Here is a 25,888-nt window from a genome sequence, read left to right as displayed (position 1 = left end):
ACCTAGCAGGCAGAGAGGGGAAGCTCGGTCCGCTGGGTACTCACATCAAACGTGCTAGCCAGGGTTCTTCATCTGGGCGCTCACATTTCGCAGCGCATCGAGGTCCGACACTTCAAACGGAAGTGAACGGACGGTTGTCATCGCGACGCGCGGGTGAGCATGCGTGAATCGCGACAGCAAATGCTGTTCACGTTTGGAAATCCGGGATCGGTCGGCGTGAATTCTCAGGAGCGCTTCCGTCACCGCGTCGTCGCCGTTAGTGTCCTCCGCGAGTTCTTCGGCGGCCGCCAGCGCACGGTCGCTACTGAACGACGCAAGTGTCGGATGCGTTCTATTCAGAATCAGGCCCGCGAGTGGCATGTTTTCGCTGCTCAGCCGATCGACAAAGAATGATGCCTCGCGCAGCGGATCCGGCTCAGCCGCAGAGATGACAAGAAATTGCGTGCCAGGAGTACGGAGCAATTCGTAGGTGCGATTGGCGCGTTCACGAAACCCGCCAAACATGGTGTCGAGGGACCGCACGAATTGTGAGGCGTCCGAAAGCATCTCCGACCCGACGATGGTGGACACCCCTTTCATCGCCAAGCTGATAGCGCCAGTGACCATGCGCCCAATTCCACGCCCGGGCGCTAGGAAAAGGCGCATCATCCGGCCGTCGAGAAAAGTACCAAGGCGCTGCGGCGCATCGAGAAAATCAAGCGCATTCCGTGACGGCGGAGTGTCTACGACGACCAGATCCCAATCACGCTTCTGGACGAGTTGGCCGAGTTTCTCCATGGCCATATATTCCTGTGTGCCGGAGAATGAGGTCGCGATCGTTTGATAAAACGGGCTCGAAAGGATTGCTTGAGCGCGTTCTGGTGTGGTGTGCTCTTGCACCATTTCGTCGAAGGTGCGCCGCATGTCGAGCATCATCGCGTACAGCTTGCCTGCACTGTGCTCGAGCGGCACCTCTTTCGGCGTGTTGTCCAGTTCACCGACGCCGAGTGCCTGCGCGAGCCGCCGGGCAGGGTCGATCGTGAGGACGACGACGGTGCGGCCCATGTCAGCCGCTCGTAAAGCGAGTGCCGCCGCAGTGGTTGTCTTGCCCACACCGCCTGCGCCGCAGCACACGATGACCTTGGTGCCGGAATCGGAGAGGATTCCGTCCATGTTGAGGCGCGGCGCAGTGTGCGTGGTGGCGGGTTCGGCTGTCGTAGTCGTCATTTCACACCTTGGTTCGCTAGGGCTTCCGCGAGCTCGTACAGTCCGCCGAGGTCGACACCTTCGGTCAGCGTGGGAAGGGAGAGTTGCGGAATGTCGATGGCTTCGAGTTCACGTGCGCTTTCCCTCTGAGCCTGAGTGCGGATCGCATACTCGGACGCTTGGGTCAGCAGTCCGTCGAAGTCCTCATCGCTGAGTCGCAGCCCGGCACGCTTGAGTCCCTCCCGCGCCGCGTCACGATCAAGTTCACCCTGGGCGGCAGCGTCGAGCATTCCTTCAGGCAGATGCATGCTGTTGGTGCGGTTGACGATGATCGACCCGATACGCAGTTCCTTGGCCCTCAGCTCTTCAATCGCGTCGATGCTTTCCTGCACGGGGAGTGATTCGAGCAGCGTCACGACGTGGACCACAGTCTCGTCGGAGTGCAGCAACCGGACCACGCCTTCTGATTGACTTCGGATCGGACCGGACTTTGCAAGGTCCGCCATGGCTTTCGTGACGTCCAGGAAAGTGCCGATACGGCCAGTCGGGGGTGCGTCCACTACGACAGCGTCGAACGTCGGCCGCCCATCCTTCTCACGCCTGATCACACACTCTTTGACCTTGCCGGTGAGGATGACATCCCGCAGACCGGGAGCCAGGGTGGTGGCGAATTCCACTGCCCCGACCTTGCGCATTGCCCTGCCAGCGAGGCCGAGGTTGTAGAACATATCGAGGTATTCGAGGAATGCAGCCTCGATGTCGATGGCGAGCGCCCATACCTCACCGCCGCCGTCGGCCGAGGCCACCTTGGTTTCCGCATAGGGCAGCGGCGGGATGTCGAAGAGCTGCGCGATGCCCTGCCTGCCTTCAACTTCCGCAAGGAGAACACGCCGCCCCCCAGCCGCGAGCGCAAGCGCCAATGCCGCTGCTGCAGTCGACTTACCCGTTCCGCCCTTGCCGGTGACGAAGTGCAGCCGGGCGTTCGCTGCCTTGTGGGTCCACAATTCGGAGGTAGGCACGCTTCAGAGCTTATAAGTATGTGTGCCGCTGTGTCCTATGACTAGGCTTACAGACATGAGTGAGATCACCCGCTGGGAATATGCAACCGTCCCTCTACTCACACACGCCACAAAGGCGATCCTCGATCAGTGGGGAGAAGATGGATGGGAACTCGTGACCGTCCTTCCTGGCCCCACTGGTGAACAGCACGTGGCCTACCTGAAGCGCGCCAAATGAGCGGGTACCTCGAGCGGCTCAAGGAACTCGGTCTTACGCTTCCGCCCGTTGTCCCCCCTGTTGCCGCGTACGTTCCTGCAGTTCAGGCTGGGGATTTCGTCTACACGTCTGGCCAGCTTCCACTAGTAGCGGGCGGCTTGCCCGCTGTGGGGAAGGTTGGCACGGACGTGACACCCGACGAGGCGAAGGAAATGGCCCGGATCTGCGGCCTCAATGCCCTCGCCGCGATCGATGCGCTCGTTGGTCTCGAAGCTGTCGAACGTGTGGTGAAGGTCGTTGGATTCGTGGCGTCTGGCCCGGGCTTCACTGGTCAGCCGCAGGTCGTCAACGGCGCGTCGGAACTGCTCGGGGAGGTATTCGGGGAAGCAGGAAAGCACGCGCGGAGCGCTGTTGGCGTCGCGGAACTGCCCCTCGACGCCCCCGTTGAGGTCGAAATGATCGTTCAGGTCCGTCGCTGACCTCAGCGGTAGCTGAAGAGGCGCTTACCATCGACGTGACCGTGCTCGTTGTAGCTTACGAGCGACACCCCTGAGCGACCGTTGATCAGCTTCGTGATTCCTGCATTGCATGACACACGGTGCAGCGGAACGAATATCCGGTCGCGGTCGCCCAGGAGCTTCGCTGCGATCGCGGCAATCACGCCGCCTGAGGTGAACGCTGCAGACTGGACACCCGAACCCGAATTGCGGACCAGTTCATCGAATGCGCTATCCACGCGTTCGGTGAACTGGTCCCACGTTTCTGTGCAGGGGCTTGACCTTCCGGCAGCAATCCATCGGTCCAGGGCTCCATCGAGGAGTTTCTGAAACGACATTCGATCGGCGTGACTTTCCGCCGTCCCGCTGTCTGGCTCACCGTGGTGGTGGATGACGTCGGCGAAGTCGTACTCGTTCCAGCGCGGATCGGTGGCCGGCTCGTATCCGCTGTGCAGGGACGTGTCTCGCTGCCGCTGCATCGTTCCGCTGACGATGTGAGTCACGTGCGCGGCGCGATGGCGAAGCTCTTCACCCGTGATTCTCGCCTGTTCGCCACCAAGGTCGGAAAGCGCGTCGTAGTTGGCTGTGCCGAATGATGCTTGGCCATGACGGACCAAGAAGATGGTTCCCATCACGTCCCCTTGATTGCTTCCTTACAGCGCCATTCCAAATACCCGGTGAAGATCCAGAAATCTTTGTACAGCGGATTGTGTGTGCCGCCGTCATGGAAACGCCGATACAGCTGCTGAATGATCACAGCGAGGCGGAAAAGTCCGTATACCTCATAGAACTTCCAGTTTGTGACAGAACGGCCAGTCTCCTGAGCGTAATAGTCGACTACTTCTGCGCGCGTCAGCATCCCGGGCAGGTGAGTCGGCTGTCGACGGCTCTGCTGCATGACGTCGTCATCGTCGCTCTGCACCCAATACGCGAGTGTCGCGCCGAGTTCCATCAGCGGATCACCGAGTGTTGCCATCTCCCAGTCGAGAATGCCTATGACATTCATCGTCTCGGGGTCGTCAAAAACTATGTTGTCGAAGCGGAAGTCGTTATGAATCAGGCAGGTCGCGACGTCGTCGGGTGCGTGGCTCGACAACCACGTCATGACGTCTTCAAAGTCGGGAACGTTGGAAGTGTGTGCGCGGCGGAAACGGTCGGACCACCCGCTGATTTGGCGGCGGACGTATCCGGCGCCGCGGCCCAGGTCGCTGAGACCGGCTGCGCGAACGTCGATCTGGTGGAGTTCGACGAGACGGTCGAGAACGTCCGTGCATAGCGCGCGAACTCGGTCGGGGCTCGACGGCACGGCCTCCGGGAGATCCCTGCGGAGGATGATTCCCTCAAGGCGTTCCATGACGTAGAACTCGGTGCCGATCAGCGACACGTCATCACAGAAGGCCAGCATCTCGGGGACGTACGGGAATGATGGCTTGATTGCCCTCTGGACGCGGTATTCACGGTCCATATCGTGTGCAGAGGCCGCTCGGTGTCCGCCTGGTGGCCGGCGCAGAATCAGATCACGCTCGGGGTACGAGAGCAGGTAGGTGAGATTCGATGCACCGCCAGCGAACTGACGGACGACCGGCACACCCGTGACGCCCTCTACTCGATCAGCGAGCCACTCGCTCACCGTGGCGGCATCGAACGCGTCCTCCTCTCTGAGACCGGCTGGCTGGTCGATGAGACTGGCGTCGTCGCGATCATTAGTCACCCCACCCTCCTTACCACTGACAGGGGTGCGAACCGGATAACTTGGGCCAGTGCGGCCCACGGCCACCGCGGAATATAGGCCTTGCCGGGTTCCCGCTCGATAGCGGCAATGAGGGCACTGGCGCCTTTGTCCGCTGAGGCGAGCAGTGGGGTTTTTCCTGCTCGGGCTGTCATTTCTGATTCGATGTAGCCCGGGAGCAGCGAAGTCACTTTGATCGGTGAGCCAAGGTGCTGGGAACGTATGCCCTCGGCGAGCGACGCGGCAGCCGACTTGCTGGCTGCGTAAGCAGTGATGTTACCGCGCATGCCGCGCAGGGCGCTGAAGGAGGAAACCACCACGAGATGGCCGTACCCCTGGGCCCGGAAGATCCCGAGTGCCGCCTCGCATTGCGCAAGCAGTCCGACGACGTTCGTTTCCACGGTCTGCTTATTCGCGGCGAAATGGCCGGTACCCAGCGGCTGGCCCTTTCCAAGGCCCGCGTTGGCGATGACGCGGTCGAGGGATCCCAGTTCGTCCCGGATTTCGCGGAACACGGTAAACACTTTGTCGTGATCGTTGACGTCCAGAGTCTTGACCACGATCTGAATGCCAGGATTTGCGGCGCGCAGTTCCGTCGCCAGCGACTCAAGGCGATCAGTTCGCCTGGCGCAGAGGCCGAGATTGCGGCCCATTGCCGCGAACTTCCGCGCCATGCCTTCACCTAGGCCGGAACTGGCGCCTGTGATGAGAATGTTCGTGCGCGGCTGCGTGCCTCCTCTCCTACTCATTTCGAGTCCCTTCCGTGCGCACGTGCTTTCGCGAGTTCAATTCGTGAAACCACACCCAGGTGTACTTCGTCGGGCCCGTCGGCGAGGCGCAGTGACCGTGCTGCGGCGTACGCGCCCGCAAGCGGATGATCCTCTGTGAGCCCGCCGGCACCGTGCCACTGGATCACCATGTCCACCACGTCCTGAGCCATTTGTGGCACCGCGGCTTTGATCTGCGATAGTTCGGACAGGGCCCCAAAAGAGCCGGAGGTGTCGAGTAGCCACGCGGTATACAGGACATGCAGGCGCGCCTGATTGATGGCGATCCGGGCCCGGGCGATACGTTCCCGGTTGCCGCCGAGATTCGCGAGCGGTTTGCCGAAAGCTGTTCGGGTTGTCGCGCGTTCGAGTCCGATCTCGAGTGTGCGTTCAGCGAGTCCGATTAGGCGCATGCAGTGGTGGATCCGGCCGGGGCCGAGTCTGCCCTGCGCAATCTCAAATCCGCGGCCTGGACCAGCGATGATGTTCGCCACCGGGACGCGCACGTTCGTGAAGCTGACCTCGCCGTGGCCGTACGGCTCGTCGAAGTAGCCGAAAACGCTGAGCATGCGGTCGACCGTCATGCCCGGCGTTCCCACTGGCACGATCACCATTGAGTGACGGGAATGTCGATCCGCATCCGGGTCCGTAAGGCCCATGAAGATGACGAACTGGCATCGCGGGTGGCCGATTCCGGTCGAGAACCATTTGCGGCCGTTGATGACTACTTCGTCGCCCTCTATCACTGCGGTCGCGGTCATGTTGGTGGCATCAGAGGACGCGACATCGGGTTCGGTCATACAGAAGGCCGACCGTATCTGACCGTCGAGGAGTGGTTGCAGCCATTCTTCTTTTTGCTGAGCGGACCCGTAGTGAATCAAAACCTCGGCATTGCCGGTGTCCGGTGCATTGCAGTTGAAGATTTCAGGCGCAATGACGTGTCTGCCCATGAGTTCGGCAAGCGGAGCGTACTCAGCGTTTGTGAAGCCGGGGCCTCCGAGTTCACGACCTTTTTCGCTGGCATAGGCGGGCGGCAGAAAGAAGTTCCACAGTCCTTGGCTCCGCGCTTTTTCTTTGAGCTCATCGATGATCGGTAGCACGACCCACGGATTTTCCCGGTCGCGGAGTTCCGCGAGGTACTTCGCCTCGACCGGCGCGATCTCCCTATCGATGAACTCCGCAACGCGGCGCTGGTACTCGGACGTGAGGCTCGACGGCGTGAAGTCCATGACGGCAGCGTACTCGCGTATAAAGCATTGCTCAGTTATTTCGCTGTTCGGTGGCGCGCAGAATAGCCTCGATGACCCATTGAAGGTGTACGCCGCGCGTGGCTGAACAAGCGTGTTCAGTTCTTAGAGCACAGGACTCGAGGAACTCGTCGAGCATTGTCTGGTAGCAGTCGAGCGGGGAAGTTTCCCGAGTGCTCAGCTCGGCGACTCCGCTTTGCCCGTGGACAGTCACCCGGAGCCGTGATGGCTGGACCGGGGTCCGCATCGAAAGGGTGAGGGAACTCAGGCGCGAAGGGTATGACTCGGGCTCTCCAGGGGGAGGGCGATGGCTGAGCGTGAGCATCCAGGTGTCGGTGCGTGGCTCATGATGTGCTGACAGCACCCCGTCAATGTGCCCAAGTGCCGCATCGATGACGTCGATGACGTGGGGTCCGACGTCATGGAGGGCGCCTCCGTCGCGACGCCACTGAGATGCCGCGAAAGGTCCGCCAAGCAGGGCTCCGGACAGCCACATCGCATCTCCTGCTGACCAGTCACCACCCTGCGCCTGGTCCAGGAAGAGTCGGGTTTCGGGTGCGAACCTCCGCGTCAGGAACATGATGGTCCGCGAGCCGTGCTCGCTAGCAATCTCAGCGATGTGCCGCGCGGCGTCCATGGTGTCTGCGAGTGGTTTCTCCAGAATGAGGTGCTTACCACGCTGTGCGGCTAGTGGTGCCAGGGTGGCCTGGATTGCCGGCGGCACCGCGAACGCGACGGCGTCGCTCTCGTCGAGCAGTGCGGAGAATGAGTCGAACGCCCGTATGCCGGTTCCGCTCGCCGCGTCGGGGCGCCGCGCCCACAAGCCCGTGAACTGCACACCGGGGTGTGCAGCCAAAGCCGGTGCATGCGTGTGTATTGCCCACGGTCCAGCGCCCACAAGCCCGATTCGCATCTTCTCAACCTACCGGGCCTCGTGACGCCGTCGTACAGTGACAAGTGATGACTCTCGAGCACCCCGCGTACGGCGCCATCCGCGAAGTCTCGCCCTTCGCGTCTGTGGTGCTGGCCGAAAACCCCGGATACATGACGCTTGACGGGACGAATACCTGGATTCTGCGGGCGCCCGATTCGCCAGGCTGCGTGATCGTGGACCCTGGGCCCGATGACGAGGCTCATCTACGGCGTGTCGCTTCTGCGGGGCCCGTCGATCTAATACTCATCACGCATCGCCATATCGATCACACGGAGGGAATCGACTCACTGGCGCGACTCGTGCAGGCTCCGGTGCGTGGACTGAGGCCTGAAGACTGTCGCGATGCCTCTCCGCTCGAGGCAGGCGAACGTCTTGATGTCTCAGGTCTCACTCTCGAGGTCTTGAGTGCGCCAGGCCACACAGCAGATTCGATGATGTTCACAGCAGACGTATCAGGCGAACGCGCGCTGCTGACTGGCGACACGATTCTCGGCCGGGGTACGACGGTTCTCGACGCCTACGACGGAGACCTCGGAGCGTACCTAGAGACGCTGGACCAGATCCTCGACCTGGGGTCAGGAATCGTCGGACTACCAGGTCACGGCCCTGAAACTTCAGATGTCGCCGCTGTTGCGCTGGAGTACAAAGCGCACCGCGAGGAGCGGCTCGAGCAGATCCGGGCAGCACTCCGAGTTCTCGGGAACGACGTAACGGCGAGGGAGGTCGTCGAGCACGTCTATTCGGACGTGGGCCAGCACCTGTGGCCCGCGGCCGAAGCCTCGGTCCGGGTGCAGCTGGCGTACCTTCGCCAGCGCGCGTGAATCGGACAGCCGTACTAAGCTACCTGACAACGGTAGATCTGGGTGCGGAATGACTCAGATTGTAAACCCAAGGGCAGAACCCTGCCGGCTAGGCCGGTAGTGCCTTCGTCCCCTCGCCCCGTGGGAGGGTGACGCCGTGGGAGGGAAGACAACGTGCGGTTCTGCCAGGACGCCATGCGACTACGGAGCGGGGAGTTATGAGTGAGCAGAGCGTAACAACGGAGCGAGATGCGGAGCGCCTGCAGCACGCTATGGATGACCGTGATCAGGCCGGTCCGGGGGACCGTGGACTCTTTGCTGAGCGGCTCGAGGAGCTGTTCAGAAGTGTCCCTGATCCGAGCGGCCGGCGGTATACGGGTTCGGCCATTGCAAGGAAGTCAACTGAGCTGGGCTACAAGCTGGGAGAGTCATATCTGAGCCAGCTGCGGTCAGGGAAGGCGCGAACGCCATCGTTCCGGACGGTGGAGGGCATCGCGGCGGCCTTCGGTGTGGATGTGCGGTACTTCCTGGAGGATGCGGGGCGGCGCCGCAACCGGGAAGATATTGACATGATGCGGCTGCAGGCTGATCGGACGATCCACGAGGCAGCGCACCGCTTAGCGGGGCTGCCTGAATCTTCGATCACGATCGTGAACGAACTGATCAAGGTTCTTCGGGTACAACAGGGGCTTCCAGCCGATCCTGCTGCTGGTGCCGTAAACGGTGACGCTGGCCGGACCCTAGGCTAGCCCTGACGCAGAGAAATGGCCTGCGATGGCTGACCGCGCTAGTGCGGTTTGTGCCGTCGCAGGCCATTTGCTGTCTTGGTCAGCGTGCTCGGCGAGCCAGCCTCTCCGAGTCAGAGATTAGGACGCTTTTACCTTCGAGGCGCAGCCAGCCACGGTGCGCGAAATCGGCCAGCGCTTTGTTCACGGTTTCACGTGAAGCGCCTACTAGCTGGGCGATCTCTTCCTGAGTGAGGTCGTGCGTCACCCGCAGCGCACCGTTTTCCTGTGTGCCGAAGCGCTGCGCAAGTTGCAAAAGTGCCTTGGCGACACGACCAGGAACATCCGTGAAGATGAGATCGGCCAGGTTGTTGTTGGTGCGGCGCAGCCGCCGCGCCAGAACGCGGAGCAATTGCTCAGCGATTTCTGGACGCTGGGCAATCCACTCTTTCAGTGCATCGCGGTCCATGCTCACCGCGCGCACCTCAGTCACGGTGGTGGCACTTGACGTTCGGGGGCCTGGGTCGAAGATCGAGAGCTCGCCGAACATGTCGGAGGGCCCCATGATCGCCAGCAGGTTCTCACGACCATCCGGGGAGCGGCGCCCAATCTTCACTTTTCCGTTGACGATGATGTACAGACGGTCGCCTGGCTCGCCCTCATTGAAGATGACGTGCTGACGTGGGAAGTCCACAGGCTGCAGCTGCTGTGCGAGCGCAGCAACGGCTGAGGGGTCCACTCCCTGAAAGATTCCGGCTCTGGCCAGGACCTCGTCCACATGGGCTCCTTCGGGAACTCGTTCGGCGCCGACACTGTTCATGCGACGGCATCAAGCAGTTTGCGGGCACAGCGCACCGTCACCGGTCCTGCGCCCACACTCACTGTAGTGGTATGCGTCACACCTTGTCTCTCTCTTCGGGAGGAATGTTGCCGATCCGCCCGCTGCAACGCGATGCAACGTGTGGCAAGAACCACTTGTTACCTTCTGATTCTGCACAATGTGAGCCCCGAATACCAAGCTGACAGACCGGATCAAGCGGCGGAAGACCGGAAATCGTCCGCATCAGGCGATTGCGCGCGGTCTTCTTGCGCAGGAAGGGATCCCACGGCAGACCGTGCGTCTGCATCCGAGTCCTCCGTGCGTGGCCCCTCCGATGGGCGGTTGAACAGGAAGTGCTCGACCCGGTCGAGCCCCATCGAGAGGAACATCAGCAGCACAGGGATCAATAGCACCGCTAGCCCTTGCATGTGCTTAGTTAACCCCGAAAATATCTCAGAACGGCAACGAACGCGCAGTCGATTAGATGTCCCTTTGACCACCACTCCGTACCCTGGAGTGGTGTCTAAGCCCGCCACGCTGTCGTCATCTGCTGCCGCGAACGATCCAGTGACCCCGCCCGCGGACCCCCCAGCAGAGGAGGAGTCCGTGCGCTCGCCACGTTCCCGGCGCCGTGCGGCACGCCGCCGGGAAGAGACCCGGCTCGGCCTGGTGCGCCGTGCCCGGCGGATGAATCGGACACTGGCCGTAGCCTTTCCGGAAGTCTGGTGTGAGCTGGACTTTCGGACACCGCTCGAGCTTGCGGTCGCGACTATATTGTCGGCCCAGTGCACTGATAAACGCGTCAACGAAGTCACGCCAGCCTTGTTCGCCCGGTACCAGTCCGCACGTGACTACGCAGAAGCTAGCCGAACGGAACTCGAAGAGTTCATTCGGCCAACCGGCTTTTACCGCAACAAAGCCACCTCACTGATGGGGCTGGGCCAGGCGCTCGTCGAAAAGTTCGACGGTGACGTTCCCCACACACTCGATGAACTCGTCACCCTGCCCGGAGTGGGGAGGAAGACAGCTAATGTCATTCTCGGCAACGCTTTCGGCGTTCCGGGTCTCACCGTCGACACTCACTTTGGCCGCTTGGTCAGGCGCTGGGCGTGGACGGCGGAAACGGATCCGGTGAAGGTCGAATCCGCAGTTGCTGACTTGATCGAGAAGAAAGAATGGACACTGCTATCCCACCGCGTGATCTTTCACGGCCGCCGCGTGTGTCATGCGCGTAAGCCCGCATGTGGTGCATGCGTGCTGGCGCGAGATTGCCCGTCCTATGGAGAAGGCCCGACCAGTTTGGAAGAAGCGGCAGCACTAGTGCGCGGACCTGAGACGGAACACCTCCTGGCGCTCGCACGGAAAGGCGTTTCGTGACCCCTGGACGGCGCGGGGCGATTGCAGCGCTTGTGGTTGTCGTGGCGCTGATTGTCGCGATCTGGCCGCGCAGCGGCGAGGATGAGCTGACGGTGAGCGAGCTGCCGGGGAGTGCGATTGACCAGCCCGAACGCCGGGACCAGGACACTCCTGAAGCGCTCGCGGGCCCTCGAGCAGATGCGAACTTGACACCCTGCCCCGAGCCAGTGGCAAGCCCTCCCTCGGAATGGCCGACTGGCAGCGCGCTCGATATTCTGGCCGGGCTTCAGATGGGTTGTCTCAGCGATGGCACCCGCGTCGACCTCAGCAGCGCGCTTGCTGGCAAACCCGCTGTGATCAATATGTGGGCCTACTGGTGCGCGCCCTGTGCGGAAGAACTGCCGGCCCTCCAGGAATATGCCGATAGCGTTGGCGATTCGCTCACCGTGCTCACAGTCCACCGCGATCCGAATGAGCGCAACGCCTTGCTGAAACTCGCGGAGTATGGGGTGGATCTTCCGGGGGTACAGGACGGAAGTGGCACAGTCGCCGGGCTCCTCGGGGCGCCCAACGTCCTCCCCGTCACTATTGTGCTGCGCGCAGATGGCACGCTGGCAAAGATTCTCGCGGTGCCGTTTACGAGTGCAAGTGAGATAGCGGACGCGGTGACTGAGGCGCTAGGGGGAGCACAGTGAGCACGGGGAGCAAGGGGACTCTTCTTGGCGAGCCGCCCGAATGGCTGCGGAAAGTGTGCCAGATGTCAGTGGATGCGCACCCCCGTTTGATGCTGAGTGCTCCTGATGACGTCACACCGCGCCATGCCGCTGTACTCATGCTTTTCGCGGGGCCCGAAAAAGCCGACCCAATTACGCCTGGCGGGCTGCCGGACGGCGCTGACGTCCTCCTCACCCAGCGCGCGTCCACGATGCGTCAGCATCGTGGACAGGTAGCGTTCCCCGGAGGCGCCGCAGATGAAGAAGACGAAGGGCCAATTGCCACTGCGCTTCGCGAGGCGCAGGAGGAGACCGGGCTCGACCCGGTCGGCGTTCGGCCCCTTGTGCTTCTGCCGCGGATTTACATTCCGCCGTCAGGGTTCGACGTGACACCTGTGCTGGCGTACTGGCCCGAACCGAGTCCCGTATGGGTAGTTGACCCCAGCGAAGCCTCGCGGGTAGCCCGGGTTCCGGTACACGAGTTGATCGAACCTGAGAATAGGTTTGTGCTCCGCCACGCCGAGTTCGGCTATGAGTCACCAGCCTTCCTGACAGACGGCATGCTTATCTGGGGTTTTACGGCGGGCTTACTTGCCGGAATGCTCACGGTGTCAGGGTGGGAGAAGCCCTGGGATGAATCTGATGTGAGAGATATGGAAACGACTCTCGCTGAATACGGCATGGAGGTACGCGGCAGGTGACGGGTTCACAGTGGATCGACCTGATCCTGCTGATCGGTGTCTTGCTCGCGGCGATATCCGGGTGGCGCCATGGCGCACTAGCTTCCGGACTGGCATTCGTCGGTGTGGTGCTGGGTGCGATTTTCGGCATCATGCTCGCCCCCCACGTCATCGTGTACATCGATGATCAGGTCGGACGGCTGCTGCTCGGCATCACCCTGATCGTGATTCTCGTTGTCATAGGCGAGGTATGCGGCATGGTGGTCGGCCGAACGGCGCGAGGTTTGTTACGTGCGCAACTGCTGCACCTGATCGACAGCATGGTCGGTGCAATATTCCAGGCTGTCGCGATCCTCGTCGCCGCTTACCTGCTTGCGGTGCCATTGTCGGCATCGGGCAGGCCCGACGTCGCGGCAGCGGTACGCGGTTCCGCTGTCCTGACAGAGGTGGACACGGTAGCACCGCCGTGGCTGAAGGACATTCCGCGCGAGTTTGCCGCACTTATCGACACGTCTGGTCTCCCCGACGTGCTCGGGCCGTTCGCGCGCACACCCGTCTCACCCGTCGACCCGCCAGACGGGGACCTCGCGTACGCCCCGATTGTGTCCGAGGTGCAGCGCAGCATCCCGCGGGTGCGCGGGACGGCGCAGTCCTGCCTCAAATCCCTGGAAGGCAGCGGCATCATCATCGCTCCTGAACTTGTTATGACGAACGCGCACGTTGTGGCGGGCACAGAGGGCGTGACCATCGAAACACTCGATGGAGTCTTCGATGCCTCCGTTGTCATTTTTGACCCCAGCGTGGATATTGCTGTCCTTCGCGTTCCCGGATTGCCGGGGGCGCCTTTGTCATTCGTCGATGACCTCGTGCCGCGCGGCACAGACGCAATCGTCGTCGGTTACCCAGGGGGCGGCCCATATACCGCCAACTCGGTGCGCGTCCGGGATGTCCTTGACCTGACTGGACCCGATATTTACCAGCGCAGCACCGTCAACCGCGAGGTGTACACGGTGCGGGGAACGATCCGGCAAGGGAACTCCGGTGGGCCACTCATCACGTCCGACGGAACTGCCCTAGGCGTGGTGTTCGGTGCCGCATCCGATGACCCTGAAACCGGCTTCGTCCTGACCAACAGAGAAGTCGCGCCGCACCTGAATGCCGCAATGTCAGCCTTCAGTGCCGTAGGGACTGGGGCGTGCGTGTGATTCGGCGAATTTGATGATCTGCTCACTCACCTGGTGGGGGGCCTCTTCGTGTACGAAGTGGCCCGCCCCGTACACCATGTGAAGTTCGCGCTGCGGCGCCCACTTCTTGTCCCGGTAGAGCGTCCCCGCGAGGATAAACGGGTCCGCGGAGCCGTGAATCTGAAGTACCGGCACATGCACCACCTGGTTCATGGCCTTGAAGAACCTGCGGCCCTCAGGGCGGAACTGGCTTCGGAAAGCCCACCGGTGGTATTCAAGTGCACAATGCGCAGCGCCGGGAATCTGCACGGCCATACGCGCGTGCTGGGCCACCTCGCGGAACTCTTCTGAACGGAGCCATGCCGCACCCCCGCGGGCGCGCAAGATGTCTTCCGCGCGCTGGCCGTCATCACGCACCAGAGCACGCTCTGGCAGCCATGGAAGCTGGAAGGGGAGCAGGGCACGCAGCAACGCCCTCCGCTGATAGGGGTCCCGTAATGCAGCCCGCTTCACCGACATGGGGTGCGGAGAACTGATCACCGCGATCGACGCAACTTGCCGGGGGTGCAGGTTCGCCGTCGCCCAGCAGACGAGACCGCCCTCGGCATGCCCGACAAGTGTCGCCCGGTTGAGACCCAGAGCGCGGATCAAACTCGAGGCATCGCCGGCTAGCGTCCAGCCGTCGTAGCCCCGGGGTGGTTTGTCCGTGTCACCGTATCCGCGAAGGTCGACGGCGATGGCTCTGATACCAGCGTCAGAGAGAGCGCGGAGCTGATGGCGCCACGTCCACCAAAATTCACCAAAGCCATGCAGGAACAGGACAGTTGGTGCTTCCGGATCAGCTGGCCCTGCCTCAGCAGTGTGGAATCGTATCCCGTTGGCATGGGCATCACGATGTGTCCACGGTCCGTCGAATCGGACACGCGACGGATCGGGCGCAACCATCCGTGGCCCTCCAATAGTGTTATGAGTCTTGACTCTTCAGCCTATTCCATACGTTTCGCTGCAGTCAGTTGACGGTCCACGCTGCTGCTGGTACTGCCGGGGAGCACTTCCGACAACCCCTTGACTGATTCAATCGTATGCTCAGGTTTTCTTATCGCCCGGACCCGCAGGTAACCGAGCAGCCCGAACACGGCTGCGGCGAGGACCATGATGGCGAAGACGATCAGGAACGCCGCCCAGCGCGAGACCCAGGTGTCGAGGAGTTCTGCGACGAAGAAGAAAAAGAAGAACAAGCTGAACAGGAGAATCACGCCAGCGACGACGAAGAAGACGCTGCCCTTGACGCCCTTCTTGACCTCGCTGGTGACCTCAGACTTCGCGAGTTCGACCTCTGCCCGGAACAACGTCGACACGTGTGTCGTCGCTTCCTTCACCAGCTCCCCGATACTCACGTTCTGCCCAGGCTGGCGGGCATCAGCGTCCGAAAGCGGAATCGAAGCCACAGTGCGTGGCACCCCGTCACCGGTAAAGCGCCCATTGCTGCGGTCTTTGGAGGTCACGTCCACTCCTTATAGTCATTTCGTGGTAAGTCGGCCGTGGCATCTTCTCTTGGCCTATGTTGCCACGTTATTCAGATCTCGCAGCAGATGGGCGGAGATCGGCCTTAACGCGCCGAACGGGCGGACGATAAGAAAGGCCGATCGCGGAACCAGTCCGGTACCGCCTGCCTCAGCGCTCTCGGGCCTACCACCTCGAGTTCTCCATCACGCGCAGCGTCCGCCCAGGCGACGTCACCCCGCCAGACACGGATGAAAGCCCGGATCTCGGTTTTCAGCGTCACGTCGATACCAAAGCCAGGGTCATGCTGACAAACGTCAACTTGGGACTGTTGCAGCACGAGCCACCAGTTCCGTAGCTCGCCGGGCAGGTCTCGGAAATTTATCTCGAGCACGATCCGGTGATCTGGTAGCGCGCTGGTGTTGACTTTGCGGCGCATATCCCAAAGCAGAAAGGCAGGGTCGAAGTCCGCGTCGGCGAGTGAATCTAGCCAGCGGATTCCCCAATGGCCAAGTGCGTCGATGATTGAACGGAACTGGCTGCCCGCTTCCGTCAATTCGTATTCGGGTCCGTCGGCGCCCTCTTTCCGGGCCACTATTCCGCCAGCGGCCAGTTGACGGAGCCGTCTTGCCAGAAGGGTCCGTGACATTCGGGGCACACCACGATGGATGTCATTGAACCTGGAACTGCCTGCGACCAACTCGCGAAGGACGAGCACAGTCCACCGCTGATCGATCACCTCGGCTGCTTTTGCTACCGGACAGAACTGGCCGTATCCGTCGTCTGGCATCGTCGCACCGCCCTGCTGCTCGTCGGCTGCTGCCGGTACAAGTCTTTCACTGGTCCTGGCCGAGCGCGAGCGCGCATCATGACCGTATAGCGATCGGTCCACGGCACAAGGACGGCTCAGACGGTCGAAAGAGGTGCGGCGACATGGTGTACGCAGCGAATACAGATCCGCTCACAGGGCTGACAGAGTTCCCGCTTCTGGAAGCGATGTACGGTCGGCGCTCGCGCCGGTTTGGTTTGGGCATGACGATGCCGTCAGGGCCGACAGCCTTCCGCTCGAGCAGTGAAGCTGCGCCGCTGACCCCGCTTGAACGCGCCACGCTGGTCGCGGCGGGGACAGGGATGACAGGCTGGAGTTTCGGTGTTCCCTACGGCCCCGATCACCCGGACTCGTACGCGCATTACTCGCAGCGGTTCACTGGCCGGACTGCGCCGACTGCTGCCGGATCGGGTACGCCTGTGCTCTTCTTCACCGACGATGACGGCACTTACGTGACGAATACCCGGGACAGTCAGCCCGAAGCGGTGCAGGAATTCGGTGAGGGCGGAGCAGAAGGAGCCCGTCGGATCGTCGACGTGTGTGAGAAACACACGACCAAGCTGTCGGATAAACGACTTGATCTGCCCGCGAAGGCACCACACATGCTGCCACCCAACCTGTGGATGGCCAACGCGCCGGGTTCGACACTGTTCATGCCCGTCGGTGATGCGAGTGAGCAGGTTCTGGTTCTGATGGCGATGCTCCTGGCCAACGGGAACCTTATTGTCGATGATGAGGCCGGCTGCCCTGCCGGTAACCTCGCCCCATTCGTCCGTAGCGGACTGCTCGACGAGAACAGCCCCACTCCGCTCTCCGTGCTGCAACAGATCGCCTACGAGGGCAACTGCGCGGAACTTAGTTTTATGGGCCACAACATCGTGCTGACGATGCAAGCGATGGGCTTGGGCGGTCTTTTCCTCGCCGGCCTGAATCGCTGGAGTGCCCTAGGCGCATTCGCGGCGCAGGGCATCGAAGGTCTGGGCTTCCGCTTCGTGCGAAACGAGCACGGCCCCTTGCCGAACCCCGTCGGACTTGATGGTGTTTACGAGGCGCTGTGCCCGCCCTATTACCCAAATATGCGGGCTGCCGTCGAAGAGTTTGTGGAGCGCAAGTTTGGGCCGGGAGGTGCATACGATCCCGCAACCCAGGGGCCGTGGAACGATACCGCCGGGATCAAGGGCAGCGTCGAGCCGTACAGCGACGAGTTCGTAGCCTGCTTGAGTGAAGTGGCACAGTACATTTACGACAAGTACGGTCGCTTTCCAGGCACATTCACGACAATGGTGCTGACCGGCTATGTGCAGGCAGTACACCTTGACACTGAGTTCTACGACACCCACTACCGGCCGGGCGCGTACCTACGGTCCCACAAGGAGCATTGGGACCGCTGGCACGCGCCCGGTAACGGCATTTGATCTCAGCGGCTACTGTCCCCGCAGTGACTCCACAACCGCGGGATCGACCAGCGTGGAGGTGTCGCCGAGCTGGCGTCCCTCCGCGACGTCGCGGAGCAGACGACGCATGATTTTGCCGCTTCGAGTCTTGGGGAGTTCAGGGACGATATAGATGTCGCGGGGCTTCGCGATTGGTCCGATGTCCTGCGCAACAGCTGCGCGGAGATCGGAGACAAGAGCATCGCCGGTGTTTTCGACGCCCTGGCGCAGGATGACGAACGCGACGATCGCTTGTCCCGTGGTGGCGTCGGTAGCGCCGATGACGGCCGACTCTGCGACGGCTGCGTGCCCAACCAATGCCGACTCGACTTCTGCGGTGGAAATGCGGTGGCCCGAGATGTTCATGACGTCGTCCACCCGGCCGAGAACCCACACGGCGCCGTCTTCGTCGAGTTTCGCGCCGTCGCCCGCGAAATAGTAGCCCTGCTCGGCGAACCGTGACCAGTAGGTGTCTTTGAATCGCTGCATGTCACCCCAGATGCCGCGCAGCATCGCTGGCCAGGGCTTATCGATGACAAGGTAGCCATTTGCCTCGGTTTCGCCGAGCTTCACAGGCTTCGCGTCATCGTCGATGATCTGCATCGAGATGCCAGGCAGCGGCGCCATTGCGGAACCAGGCTTGCACTCGGTCACGCCGGGAAGCGGAGAGATCATGATCGCGCCAGTCTCGGTCTGCCACCAGGTGTCCACGATCGGGCACCGGCCAGCGCCGAATACCTCGTGGTACCAGCGCCACGCCTCCGGGTTGATCGGCTCTCCTACTGTGCCGAGCAGGCGCAACGACGTCAGGTCGTGAGCATCTGGAATCTCACGGCCCCACTTCATGAAGGTCCGGATGAGCGTCGGTGCGGTGTAGTAGATACTGACGCCGTACTTTTCGATGACCTCGAAATGGCGATGCTCGTTCGGGGAATTTGGTGTCCCCTCGTACACCACCTGGGTAGCGCGGTTGGATAGGGGCCCGTAGACGATGTAGGTGTGGCCGGTGACCCAGCCGATGTCCGCCGTGCACCAGTAGACATCCTTGCCAGGCTTATGGTCGAAAACGTAGTTATGTGTGTACGACGCTTGGGTGAGGTAGCCGCCACTTGTGTGGAGGATCCCCTTCGGCTTGCCTGTGGTACCTGACGTGTAGAGCAAGAACAGTGGGTGCTCCGCGTCGAACGCCTCGGCTTCATGCTTGTCGGAGGTACGCTCGACGGTCTCGTGCCACCATACGTCGCGACCCTCTTGCCACGGAATCTCCTGACCAGTGCGCCGTACGACAAGAACATTCTGCACGGATGGCGCCGGGGATTCCCCACCGATCGCGTCGTCCACGGATGCCTTCAGCGGAGCAGGTTTGCCTCGGCGGAACTGCCCGTCCGTGGTGATGACGAGCTTCGCCTCGGCGTCGTCGATGCGAGAGCGCAGCGCACTTGCCGAGAAGCCTGCGAATACTACTGAATGGGTGAGGCCGAGGCGCGCACAGGCGAGCATCGAAGCGATCGCTTCAGGAACCATCGGCATGTAAATCGCGACGCGGTCGCCAGGCTGCAGGCCGATCTCGGTCAGGTAATTTGCCGCCTTCGATACCAGGCTGAGCAAGTCGCTGTATGTGAGTGTGCGGGTGTCGCCCGGCTCACCCTCCCAATGGATCGCGACTTGGTCACCGTAGCCGTCTTCCACATGGCGGTCGACGCAGTTGTAGGCGACGTTGAGCTTGCCATCCGCGAACCACTTCGCCACTGGCGCGTCTGACCAGTCGAGGACTTCGGTAAATGGTTTGTGCCAATGAAGCCGCTGTGCCTGCTGGGCCCAGAATGCGTCTCGGTCCTTGTCCGCCTCGCTATAGAGATCGGGACCCCCATTGGCTTGCGCGACGAACTCTGCACTGGGAGGGTACGTCGAATGCAGGGCCTTTCCTGCCTTTCCTGGCTTCTCTGTCGCTTCCGTAGGCATCTAGGACAACTCCCTTACATCGGTGGTTCTCGCCCATGTCAGAGGGCGACCGCACTTCGCGGATGGTCACGCTTTTTGACCACCCTTGTTTGTGAGGGTAGTCACAACCACAGTAAGTGCACAGACACCTTTCCTGTGTGCGGAGTCACACCTGCGGTGAGTGGTCGTATATGTGCGGCAGGCGGCGAGATAGGGCGTCTGTATCTTGGCCTGTGTGACTGACCCATTAGCACCGATTCTCGACCTGCCGGGAGTGCTCGACTCTGCCAACAAAGCCAGGGATGTCCTCACCCAGGCGCACCGACATCCCGCGAATCGGCGTGAGTGGGCGAAGTCTGCAACAGAAGCGTCTGTGCGGGCCGCGCGTGCCTCGTCGGCAATTGATGGCGGAAAGACAGAACTTGACCCTTCAGGTCAGTTTGAGGACCCAATACTTGCGGGAGCGTTTCGTGTTTCCCAGTCTCTCGACGGGGAAGGACTGACGAATATGACGCGCGTCTGGCAGCGTGCGCCGCTGCAAGCTCTCGCGCGCCTGCACATGCTGGCTGCCGCCGACCTCATCGAGGACGAAAAACAGCTGGGCAGGCCGAGGCCGGTTGAAGGCATCGGCGCGCGACTTGATCTGTTGGCTCAGCTCGTGACGGGAGGATCAAGTGCACCGGCGCCCGTTACCGCAGCTGTTGTGCATGGCGAGATTCTGACCCTGCGGCCCTTCGGCACCGCTGACGGCGTCGTGGCACGTGCCGCTTCGCGCCTCGTAGCCGTGTCGAGCGGGCTGGATCCGCACAATCTCGGTGTGCCTGAAGCTACCTGGCTGAAGAAGCTTTCCGCGTATCGCAGTGCTGCGGAGTCATTCGCGCAGGGCACGCCTGATGGGGTGGGTAACTGGGTCATTTTTTGTTGTGGCGCATTAGAGGCTGGCGGTCGAGAAGCGATCGCAATTGCTGATGCGGCCGCCGCGCAATCAGGCTAATACACGAAAGCGGGCGGCGATTCCTAAGAATCACCGCCCGCGTAGTACGAACATCATGGTTACCATGCGTGCGATTTCGGGTTGTGTGGGTTGGCCTCGGCGTAACCATCACCGTCCTTGGCGGATCCCTACCCACAAGGGACTAATTCGCCTCGGAATAAGCGGTGGCTCGCAGGCCCACAACACTTCTGCCCTTACGCGGCATGTGCTCCGCGTGGGTTCCTGGTGCTCGTACTAGGGACTCACGGCCGGGGAGGTCGAGATCTTCTCTTCCGATTCGGCCTTAGCCTGTCGTGCTCCCGTACCTCTTTTGTACTCCTGACCTGCGGCCCCTGCAAGACGTTTCAGGAGATTGGAAAAACTCCAGTCGGTTTAGTTTCGGCGCCGGAAGTAACTAAATGCCGCTGCACCAGCGGCGACTACAGCACTAAGGCCGATTGCGGCTGTGGTCGCAACGGCTTTCGTGGACGGTGCAGGGAGTTGCGCGCGCAGGGAAATCGGGTCGGAGAACGTCAGAACCGGCCAGCCCTGGGCCGCGGCTTCGCGACGAAGCTGGCGGTCCGGGTTCACGGCCGCCGGGTGTCCTACGGTTTCGAGCATCGGCAGGTCAGACGCTGAGTCGGTGTACGCGTGCGACACGCGCAAGTCATATCCTTCTTTTTCGGCGAGTTCCTGGATCGCGCGTGCTTTTCCGGGACCGTGACAGAAGAACTCCAGTTCACCGGTGTAGCGGCCATCACGGACAGCCATCCGGCTAGCGAGCGCATGCTTCGCGCCGAGCGCATCTGCGATTGGCTTGACGATCTCCGTGCCCGACGCCGACACGACGACCACGTCGTGGCCGCGGGCAATATGATCCGATATCAGTGCTGCCGCCTCTGCGAATACGTATGGAGTGACGATGTCGTGCAGAGTTTCCTGAACGATCGATTCGACTTGTGCAACATCCCAGCCCTCACACATTGTCGTGATGTGTGATCGCAAACGATCAGTTTGTTCATGATCGGCACCGGAAAGCAGGAATAAGAACTGCGCATAGCTGCTTTTGAGGACCGCACGTCGGTTGATCAAGCCTTCCTCGAAGAATGGCTTGCTGAATGCAAGTGTTGATGACCGCGCGATGACGGTCTTGTCCAAATCGAAGAAAGCAGCTGGGCGCTGCTGGGTTCCTGTACTGGCGTGACCGTGATTCACGCAACCCAGGATAGTTCTCGAAGGTAGAATCTGATGGATCGGGCCAACGGAGAGTTCGATCGATCGGCGTGAACGAATCCTGAAAAAGTCAGATGTTGAATGCGGAAACATCGCTGTGATCCCGTGTACTATGAAGGCACTCGGACATGATCCGGGTGAGTTCAGCCCGACCCCCCGGGGCTGAACTCCGACGACCCCCGCCCCCTCCCCCCCTGGCGGGGGTCGTCCCATATCTTCATCCTGAACTCAAATGGGCGCCGCAGCTTAGCTGAATAGGCGCCCTTCTTAGTTTTGGGGATCCTGCGCCTGCCTGGTTATCCACAGGATCGCGTTATCCACAGACTTTCGTGAACTTTTCTGGTGCACAGGGGGTTAGCTGCCACACCGTTGACGGCATGCGCATAAACGAAGCGACGCTCGTGTGGCTTGGTGATACCGGGGATACCACGGTCGCGACTGAAGTGCGGCGGATCGCTGCTGCAGCGGAGTGCCCCATCGAGGAAGTACACGCCGGTGACACGCACCCGCCCGGACACACAGCTGATGTGCCTAGTCAGGTGCGAAGGCGATGGCTGAGCGCACCTGCTGTCATCCTCGATCCACAGTCAGCGTCCGCATGTGCATCGAGTTCACTGCCGCGCCGGGACGGCATCATCCTGGTGCACTCTGGTGCTGGCGATGATCCATCAGACCAGTGGCGCGAATTCATCGGTCTCGGGATCAGTGACGTGTGTGCTCTGCCGGGAGATGAGGCACAGCTCATCACAATGCTGGCCGAAAGGCTGACGTCAGGCATTGCGGCGGGCCGTGTCATCGCAGTTGCGGGTGCGTGCGGCGGTGCTGGAGCGACAGTGCTCTCAGCAGCTCTGACGCTGGTCCATTCGGTGGCGCAGCCGCGTCGTTCGCTGCTGGTCGATACTGACTCCGAGGGTCCCGGTATCGACCTCATACTAGGTCTTGAATCGGCAGAAGGCCTGCGCTGGCCTGACCTCACCAACCTCACTGGGCGTGTCTCCGCGGAAGCGTTGTGGTCTGCCTTGCCAGCAGTAGATGGTATCGCGGTGCTGGCGCACTCGCGCGACGCGCGAACCGGCCCGCACCGGAAATCCGCAGACGCCGGCGTTCTACGTGCGGTCGTCGAGTCCACGCGATCCGCCGGAGCGCTCTGTGTAGTTGATGTGGCCGCCCTGCCGAGCATGGAAGGTGAATTGCTGTGCGAGATAGCGGATCTTGTCGTTCTGGTTGTACCCGCGCAGTTGCGCGCTTGTGCTTCGGCCCGAGTGAGATCGGTCCACTTGCGTGATCGGCGTTGTGGACTCGTGGTGCGGGGGCCTGCACCGGGCGGGCTGACTGGGCGTGATGTTGCTCGAGCTGTCGGGCTCGACCTGATAGCGACGATGCGGCCGGAGGCCGGGTTAGATGCACGGCTCGAACGCGGCGGCCTCACGCTGCCGCGAAGTTCACCACTGCGGAGCGCTGCGCTGCGAATTATGGACGCGGCAGAAGTGGTAGCGGCGTGAACGGGCTGACGCAAGAGTTTCTCGACCGTGTTCGTGCCCGCCTCGCTGACACAGCCGACGCGCTCACCCCAGCTGTCATCGCAGCCGCTGTGCGCGCGGAATCGAGTGGCGTCCTTGGTGACGCCGACGTCCTGTCTGCGCTTCGTGTCCTGCACACAGAGATGGATGGAGCCGGGATTCTCGATCCCTTGCTGGAAAACCCGCAGGTGACTGACGTGCTGGTACTAGGTGATGGCAGCGCGTGGGTGGACGCGGGCCGAGGGGTTGAACGAGTCAGCGTCCGGTTTCCGGATGCCGGCGCGGTTCGCCGGTTAGCTCAGCGACTCGCGCTGCGCGCTGGACGCCGACTTGATGACGCGCAGCCCTGGGTCGATGGATGGCTGCAGGAGCTGGGCGGGCACGGGTCAGGTGTCCGCCTGCATGCGGTGCTCCCGCCGATAGCCGTGGACGGCCCCTGCGTTTCTCTGCGAGTGCTACGGCCCGCTTCGCACACGCTGCGTGATCTTGCGTCGCAAGGATCCGTGCCGAGTGTTGTTCTGCCACTGCTCGAAAGGATTATCGAGGCGCGTCTGTCCTTTCTCGTGACCGGCGGAACGGGCACGGGGAAGACGACGCTGCTCGCTGCGCTTCTCGGCAGGGTGCCGCACACGGAACGAATCGTATGCGTCGAAGACGCGGCTGAGCTCGCGCCCCAGCACCCCCATCTGATCAGGCTCGCTGCGCGGGCCGCGAATGTTGAGGGCGCAGGTGCGGTGGAACTCCGCGAACTTGTCCGGCAGGCGCTCCGTATGCGCCCAGACCGCATCGTCGTCGGCGAAGTCCGCGGCGCCGAGGTCATCGACTTGCTGGCGTCATTGAACACCGGACATGACGGCAGCGCTGGCACGGTGCACGCGAATTCGCCCAGGGAACTGCCCGCGAGACTAGAAGCGCTGGCATCCCTGGGCGGAATCAATTCGGCTGCGCTCCACAGTCAGTTGGCTGCGGCGCTGCGACTCGTCCTGCATGTCGCGCGCGATCGCCGCGGTACGCGGAGGCTTTGCGAGATAGGTCTTCTCTCGAAGATGTCCACAGGCTGTGTCGAGGTTGTCACTTGCTGGTCGTATGCGGATGGGCGAGGTCCGGCGTGGGGCGAGCTGGACGGGCTCTTGCGTACGCGGGGAGGCGGCTCATGAGCGCCGTCGCCTGTGGTCTTCTTGGTGCAGCTCTGCTGGCTGCACCAAGCCCCCAGCGGAGGCGAAGGTTCCGGAAAGTGCTCGGACGCTGCGCCAGTTCAGGGCGGTACCGGATGCCAGCGTGGACGCTCGCCACTCTGCTGGCAGTCGGCGCTGTCATCGTCAGTGGTGTCATTCTGTGGCTAGCTGGACCCGCGCCCGTCTTCGCGTTATTCGCAGTGTGCGGCGTTGCCGTGAAACGTACACAGCGCCGGATGGCCGAGCGCGCTCACCGGGCGGATATCGGACGGACCGCTGAGGCACTCGACGCTGTGATTGCTGAACTGCGCGTTGGGGCGCATCCGGCGACTGCCTGCGCGACGGCAGCAGACCAGTCTCAGGGGACCGCGCGAACGGTGTTCGCACGCGCGGCCGCACGTGCGCGGCTGGGCGCTGAGGTCTCGGCCGGATTCTCCGACTCTAAAAGCGAATCTCCCACACGACAGATCGGGGCCGCGTGGCGCATTTCTGAGAGCCATGGGGTTCGGTTGGCGGAGCTGCTCGCCGCGGTCAAGAGTGATCTGAAGGCACGCAACGCATTCGAATCCCAGCTCCACGCGGGGCTGAGCGGGGCGCGGGCGACCGCCACAATCCTGGCTATGTTGCCCCTCGCCGGAATTGGTCTCGGCGAAATGATGGGCGCGGCGCCAATCCGGACGCTCCTCTCGACGACAATCGGAGGAACGCTACTCGTGGCGGGCACGTTACTCGCGGTCAGCGGATTGCTGTGGTCAGACAGGATCCTCGCGGGTGCGCGATGCTAAACGTGGTCGCTTTATTCGCGCTGGCGGCAGCAGCCCTGTGCTGGCCAGGCACCTGTGTCACTCGGGTTATTCCCGGTGCCGGTGGGTGCGCCACGAAATCGCGTCCTGACTGCGCGGCCAATGCGAGGGATAGCGGACCGTATGGAGCCGCCGCCGTTTTCGACGTCTTCGCCGCGTGTTTACGGGCGGGGCTCTCACCTGCAGGAGCGGCCAGTGCGGTCGCCACGACACAGCAGGGACAGGTAGCTGCGTTCTTCGGCAGAGTCAGCGATCTGCTGTCACTAGGTGTGGACGAAGGAACCGCCTGGACCAGCGCTGAAGGAAATCCAGAGACTGACGCCTTCATACGGGCGGCTCAACGATCCGCCCGGGCAGGAACACCACTTGCTGAGGCGGTCAGTGAACTCGCGGCTGAACTGCGGCAAACCGCGAAGGACAAGTCAGCGGAAAAAGCGCAGCGTGCGGGCGTTCTGATCGCCGGACCGCTCGGGCTTTGCTTCCTCCCCTCGTTTATGTGTCTGGGGATCGCACCCGTTGTTCTTGGCCTTGCGTATCAGCTGGCGCAGGGTGAGCTGCTGTGAACCCGCCGACGATAACCAAGCCCCGTCCTGCAACCTGCAGCACGGCCAACGAAAGGAATGTTC

Annotated in this window: 28 protein-coding genes; 14 read left to right on the top strand and 14 right to left on the bottom strand. The window is 62.1% G+C overall.

The genetic code is table 11. The annotated features are described in order from the left end of the window. Nucleotides 1-54: 54 nt before the first annotated feature. The gene (bagB, locus tag FHU29_RS11260; protein ID WP_064441333.1) at nucleotides 55-1,206 is read right to left on the bottom strand and encodes an ArsA family ATPase; all 1,152 of its coding nucleotides are present in this window, start codon (nucleotides 1,204-1,206) and stop codon (nucleotides 55-57) included. Continuing rightward, nucleotides 1,203-2,204 carry an ATPase BagA gene (gene bagA, locus FHU29_RS11255; protein ID WP_064441332.1) on the bottom strand — a complete coding sequence of 334 codons (1,002 nt, stop codon included), beginning with the start codon at nucleotides 2,202-2,204 and terminating at the stop codon, nucleotides 1,203-1,205. The genes bagB and bagA overlap by 4 nt, the downstream gene beginning before the upstream one ends. A 55-nt stretch (nucleotides 2,205-2,259) precedes the next feature. On the opposite strand from bagA, the gene sp36 reads away from it, so the two are divergent. Beyond that, nucleotides 2,260-2,421 (top strand): Sp36 family protein, encoded by a 162-nt coding sequence (gene sp36, locus FHU29_RS11250; protein ID WP_013805068.1) that lies wholly within the window; start codon nucleotides 2,260-2,262, stop codon nucleotides 2,419-2,421. Continuing rightward, nucleotides 2,418-2,879, top strand: a complete 462-nt coding sequence (locus tag FHU29_RS11245; RefSeq protein WP_064441331.1) for a RidA family protein — start codon at nucleotides 2,418-2,420, stop codon at nucleotides 2,877-2,879. Before sp36 ends, FHU29_RS11245 begins: the two co-directional genes overlap by 4 nt. Before the next feature lie 2 nt (nucleotides 2,880-2,881). Here the strand turns inward: FHU29_RS11245 and FHU29_RS11240 are convergent, their stop codons facing one another. The 5 genes from FHU29_RS11240 to FHU29_RS11220 are packed head-to-tail and all read right to left on the bottom strand — an operon-like array spanning nucleotide 2,882 to nucleotide 7,553. Further along, nucleotides 2,882-3,529, bottom strand: coding sequence for a histidine phosphatase family protein (locus FHU29_RS11240; RefSeq protein WP_064441330.1), 648 nt, complete (start codon nucleotides 3,527-3,529; stop codon nucleotides 2,882-2,884). Further along, nucleotides 3,529-4,608 (bottom strand): phosphotransferase family protein, encoded by a 1,080-nt coding sequence (locus FHU29_RS11235; protein WP_157095267.1) that lies wholly within the window; start codon nucleotides 4,606-4,608, stop codon nucleotides 3,529-3,531. Before FHU29_RS11235 ends, FHU29_RS11240 begins: the two co-directional genes overlap by 1 nt. Then, complete coding sequence (locus FHU29_RS11230; protein ID WP_064441329.1) at nucleotides 4,605-5,375, bottom strand: SDR family oxidoreductase; 771 nt, start codon at nucleotides 5,373-5,375, stop codon at nucleotides 4,605-4,607. Before FHU29_RS11230 ends, FHU29_RS11235 begins: the two co-directional genes overlap by 4 nt. Next, entirely contained in the window at nucleotides 5,372-6,622 is a 1,251-nt protein-coding gene (locus FHU29_RS11225; protein ID WP_064441328.1) for an acyl-CoA dehydrogenase family protein, read from the bottom strand. Before FHU29_RS11225 ends, FHU29_RS11230 begins: the two co-directional genes overlap by 4 nt. Nucleotides 6,623-6,653: 31 nt before the next feature. Beyond that, nucleotides 6,654-7,553, bottom strand: coding sequence for a Gfo/Idh/MocA family protein (locus tag FHU29_RS11220; protein WP_064441327.1), 900 nt, complete (start codon nucleotides 7,551-7,553; stop codon nucleotides 6,654-6,656). Nucleotides 7,554-7,600: 47 nt separating this feature from the next. On the opposite strand from FHU29_RS11220, the gene FHU29_RS11215 reads away from it, so the two are divergent. Together FHU29_RS11215 and FHU29_RS11210 are read left to right on the top strand one after the other, a co-directional pair. Next, nucleotides 7,601-8,395 carry an MBL fold metallo-hydrolase gene (locus tag FHU29_RS11215; protein WP_064441326.1) on the top strand — a complete coding sequence of 265 codons (795 nt, stop codon included), beginning with the start codon at nucleotides 7,601-7,603 and terminating at the stop codon, nucleotides 8,393-8,395. A 251-nt stretch (nucleotides 8,396-8,646) separates the two neighbouring features. After that, nucleotides 8,647-9,123: a helix-turn-helix domain-containing protein gene (locus FHU29_RS11210; protein ID WP_064441419.1), complete on the top strand. Its 477-nt coding sequence runs from the start codon at nucleotides 8,647-8,649 to the stop codon at nucleotides 9,121-9,123. A 79-nt stretch (nucleotides 9,124-9,202) separates the two neighbouring features. On the opposite strand, the gene FHU29_RS11205 is transcribed toward FHU29_RS11210, so the two are convergent. Both FHU29_RS11205 and FHU29_RS11200 read right to left on the bottom strand, forming a co-directional pair. Next, a complete protein-coding gene (locus FHU29_RS11205) occupies nucleotides 9,203-9,877 on the bottom strand; it encodes a Crp/Fnr family transcriptional regulator (protein WP_013805077.1) in 675 nt (224 codons plus the stop codon). 254 nt (nucleotides 9,878-10,131) lie between these two features. Continuing rightward, entirely contained in the window at nucleotides 10,132-10,332 is a 201-nt protein-coding gene (locus FHU29_RS11200; protein ID WP_157095265.1) for a hypothetical protein, read from the bottom strand. Between the two features lie 274 nt (nucleotides 10,333-10,606). Here FHU29_RS11200 and nth point away from each other — a divergent pair, with 274 nt between their 5' ends. The 4 genes from nth (at nucleotide 10,607) to FHU29_RS11180 (ending at nucleotide 13,873) form a co-directional block, all read left to right on the top strand. Beyond that, nucleotides 10,607-11,296 (top strand): endonuclease III, encoded by a 690-nt coding sequence (gene nth, locus FHU29_RS11195; RefSeq protein ID WP_157095280.1) that lies wholly within the window; start codon nucleotides 10,607-10,609, stop codon nucleotides 11,294-11,296. Then, the gene (locus FHU29_RS11190) at nucleotides 11,293-11,970 is read left to right on the top strand and encodes a TlpA family protein disulfide reductase (RefSeq protein WP_064441323.1); all 678 of its coding nucleotides are present in this window, start codon (nucleotides 11,293-11,295) and stop codon (nucleotides 11,968-11,970) included. The genes nth and FHU29_RS11190 overlap by 4 nt, the downstream gene beginning before the upstream one ends. Before the next feature lie 62 nt (nucleotides 11,971-12,032). Beyond that, nucleotides 12,033-12,689 (top strand): NUDIX hydrolase, encoded by a 657-nt coding sequence (locus tag FHU29_RS11185; protein ID WP_064441418.1) that lies wholly within the window; start codon nucleotides 12,033-12,035, stop codon nucleotides 12,687-12,689. After that, complete coding sequence (locus FHU29_RS11180; RefSeq protein WP_064441322.1) at nucleotides 12,686-13,873, top strand: MarP family serine protease; 1,188 nt, start codon at nucleotides 12,686-12,688, stop codon at nucleotides 13,871-13,873. The genes FHU29_RS11185 and FHU29_RS11180 overlap by 4 nt, the downstream gene beginning before the upstream one ends. On the opposite strand, the gene FHU29_RS11175 is transcribed toward FHU29_RS11180, so the two are convergent. From FHU29_RS11175 to FHU29_RS11165, 3 genes are all read right to left on the bottom strand, one after another. Beyond that, on the bottom strand, nucleotides 13,835-14,797 hold the full coding sequence (locus tag FHU29_RS11175) for an alpha/beta fold hydrolase (protein WP_064441321.1): 963 nt from the start codon (nucleotides 14,795-14,797) through the stop codon (nucleotides 13,835-13,837). The genes FHU29_RS11180 and FHU29_RS11175 overlap by 39 nt on opposite strands. Nucleotides 14,798-14,838: 41 nt before the next feature. Further along, nucleotides 14,839-15,363, bottom strand: coding sequence for a phage holin family protein (locus FHU29_RS11170; protein WP_064441320.1), 525 nt, complete (start codon nucleotides 15,361-15,363; stop codon nucleotides 14,839-14,841). A gap of 98 nt (nucleotides 15,364-15,461) precedes the next feature. Continuing rightward, nucleotides 15,462-16,247, bottom strand: a complete 786-nt coding sequence (locus FHU29_RS11165) for a winged helix-turn-helix transcriptional regulator (protein ID WP_232323017.1) — start codon at nucleotides 16,245-16,247, stop codon at nucleotides 15,462-15,464. Between the two features lie 41 nt (nucleotides 16,248-16,288). On the opposite strand from FHU29_RS11165, the gene FHU29_RS11160 reads away from it, so the two are divergent. Then, nucleotides 16,289-17,599: a hypothetical protein gene (locus FHU29_RS11160; RefSeq protein WP_064441319.1), complete on the top strand. Its 1,311-nt coding sequence runs from the start codon at nucleotides 16,289-16,291 to the stop codon at nucleotides 17,597-17,599. Nucleotides 17,600-17,608: 9 nt separating this feature from the next. Here FHU29_RS11160 and acs read toward each other — a convergent pair whose 3' ends face one another. Continuing rightward, nucleotides 17,609-19,579, bottom strand: a complete 1,971-nt coding sequence (gene acs / locus FHU29_RS11155) for an acetate--CoA ligase (RefSeq protein ID WP_064441318.1) — start codon at nucleotides 19,577-19,579, stop codon at nucleotides 17,609-17,611. Nucleotides 19,580-19,793: 214 nt separating this feature from the next. Between acs and FHU29_RS11150 the strand changes: the two genes are divergently transcribed. Beyond that, on the top strand, nucleotides 19,794-20,552 hold the full coding sequence (locus tag FHU29_RS11150) for a Fic family protein (RefSeq protein ID WP_064441317.1): 759 nt from the start codon (nucleotides 19,794-19,796) through the stop codon (nucleotides 20,550-20,552). A 372-nt stretch (nucleotides 20,553-20,924) separates the two neighbouring features. Here the strand turns inward: FHU29_RS11150 and FHU29_RS11145 are convergent, their stop codons facing one another. Continuing rightward, nucleotides 20,925-21,857, bottom strand: coding sequence for an HAD-IB family hydrolase (locus FHU29_RS11145; protein WP_157095262.1), 933 nt, complete (start codon nucleotides 21,855-21,857; stop codon nucleotides 20,925-20,927). Nucleotides 21,858-22,141: 284 nt separating this feature from the next. On the opposite strand from FHU29_RS11145, the gene ssd reads away from it, so the two are divergent. Genes ssd through FHU29_RS11125 form a run of 4 tightly spaced genes read left to right on the top strand, consistent with a single transcriptional unit; the run spans nucleotide 22,142 to nucleotide 25,825 of the window. After that, entirely contained in the window at nucleotides 22,142-23,266 is a 1,125-nt protein-coding gene (gene ssd, locus FHU29_RS11140; protein ID WP_083962421.1) for a septum site-determining protein Ssd, read from the top strand. Between the two features lie 5 nt (nucleotides 23,267-23,271). Then, the gene (locus FHU29_RS11135; protein WP_064441414.1) at nucleotides 23,272-24,441 is read left to right on the top strand and encodes a TadA family conjugal transfer-associated ATPase; all 1,170 of its coding nucleotides are present in this window, start codon (nucleotides 23,272-23,274) and stop codon (nucleotides 24,439-24,441) included. Further along, the gene (locus FHU29_RS11130; protein WP_064441316.1) at nucleotides 24,438-25,244 is read left to right on the top strand and encodes a type II secretion system F family protein; all 807 of its coding nucleotides are present in this window, start codon (nucleotides 24,438-24,440) and stop codon (nucleotides 25,242-25,244) included. The genes FHU29_RS11135 and FHU29_RS11130 overlap by 4 nt, the downstream gene beginning before the upstream one ends. Before the next feature lie 2 nt (nucleotides 25,245-25,246). Beyond that, nucleotides 25,247-25,825, top strand: coding sequence for a type II secretion system F family protein (locus tag FHU29_RS11125; RefSeq protein WP_341478967.1), 579 nt, complete (start codon nucleotides 25,247-25,249; stop codon nucleotides 25,823-25,825). The last annotated feature ends 63 nt before the right edge of the window (nucleotides 25,826-25,888 follow it).

The sequence above is a fragment of the Hoyosella altamirensis genome, assembly GCF_014191505.1.
In the GTDB taxonomy this organism is placed as follows: domain Bacteria; phylum Actinomycetota; class Actinomycetes; order Mycobacteriales; family Mycobacteriaceae; genus Hoyosella; species Hoyosella altamirensis.
The sequence above is the reverse complement of the archived record's forward strand: the minus strand, read 5'-3'. Positions and strand labels throughout refer to the sequence as shown.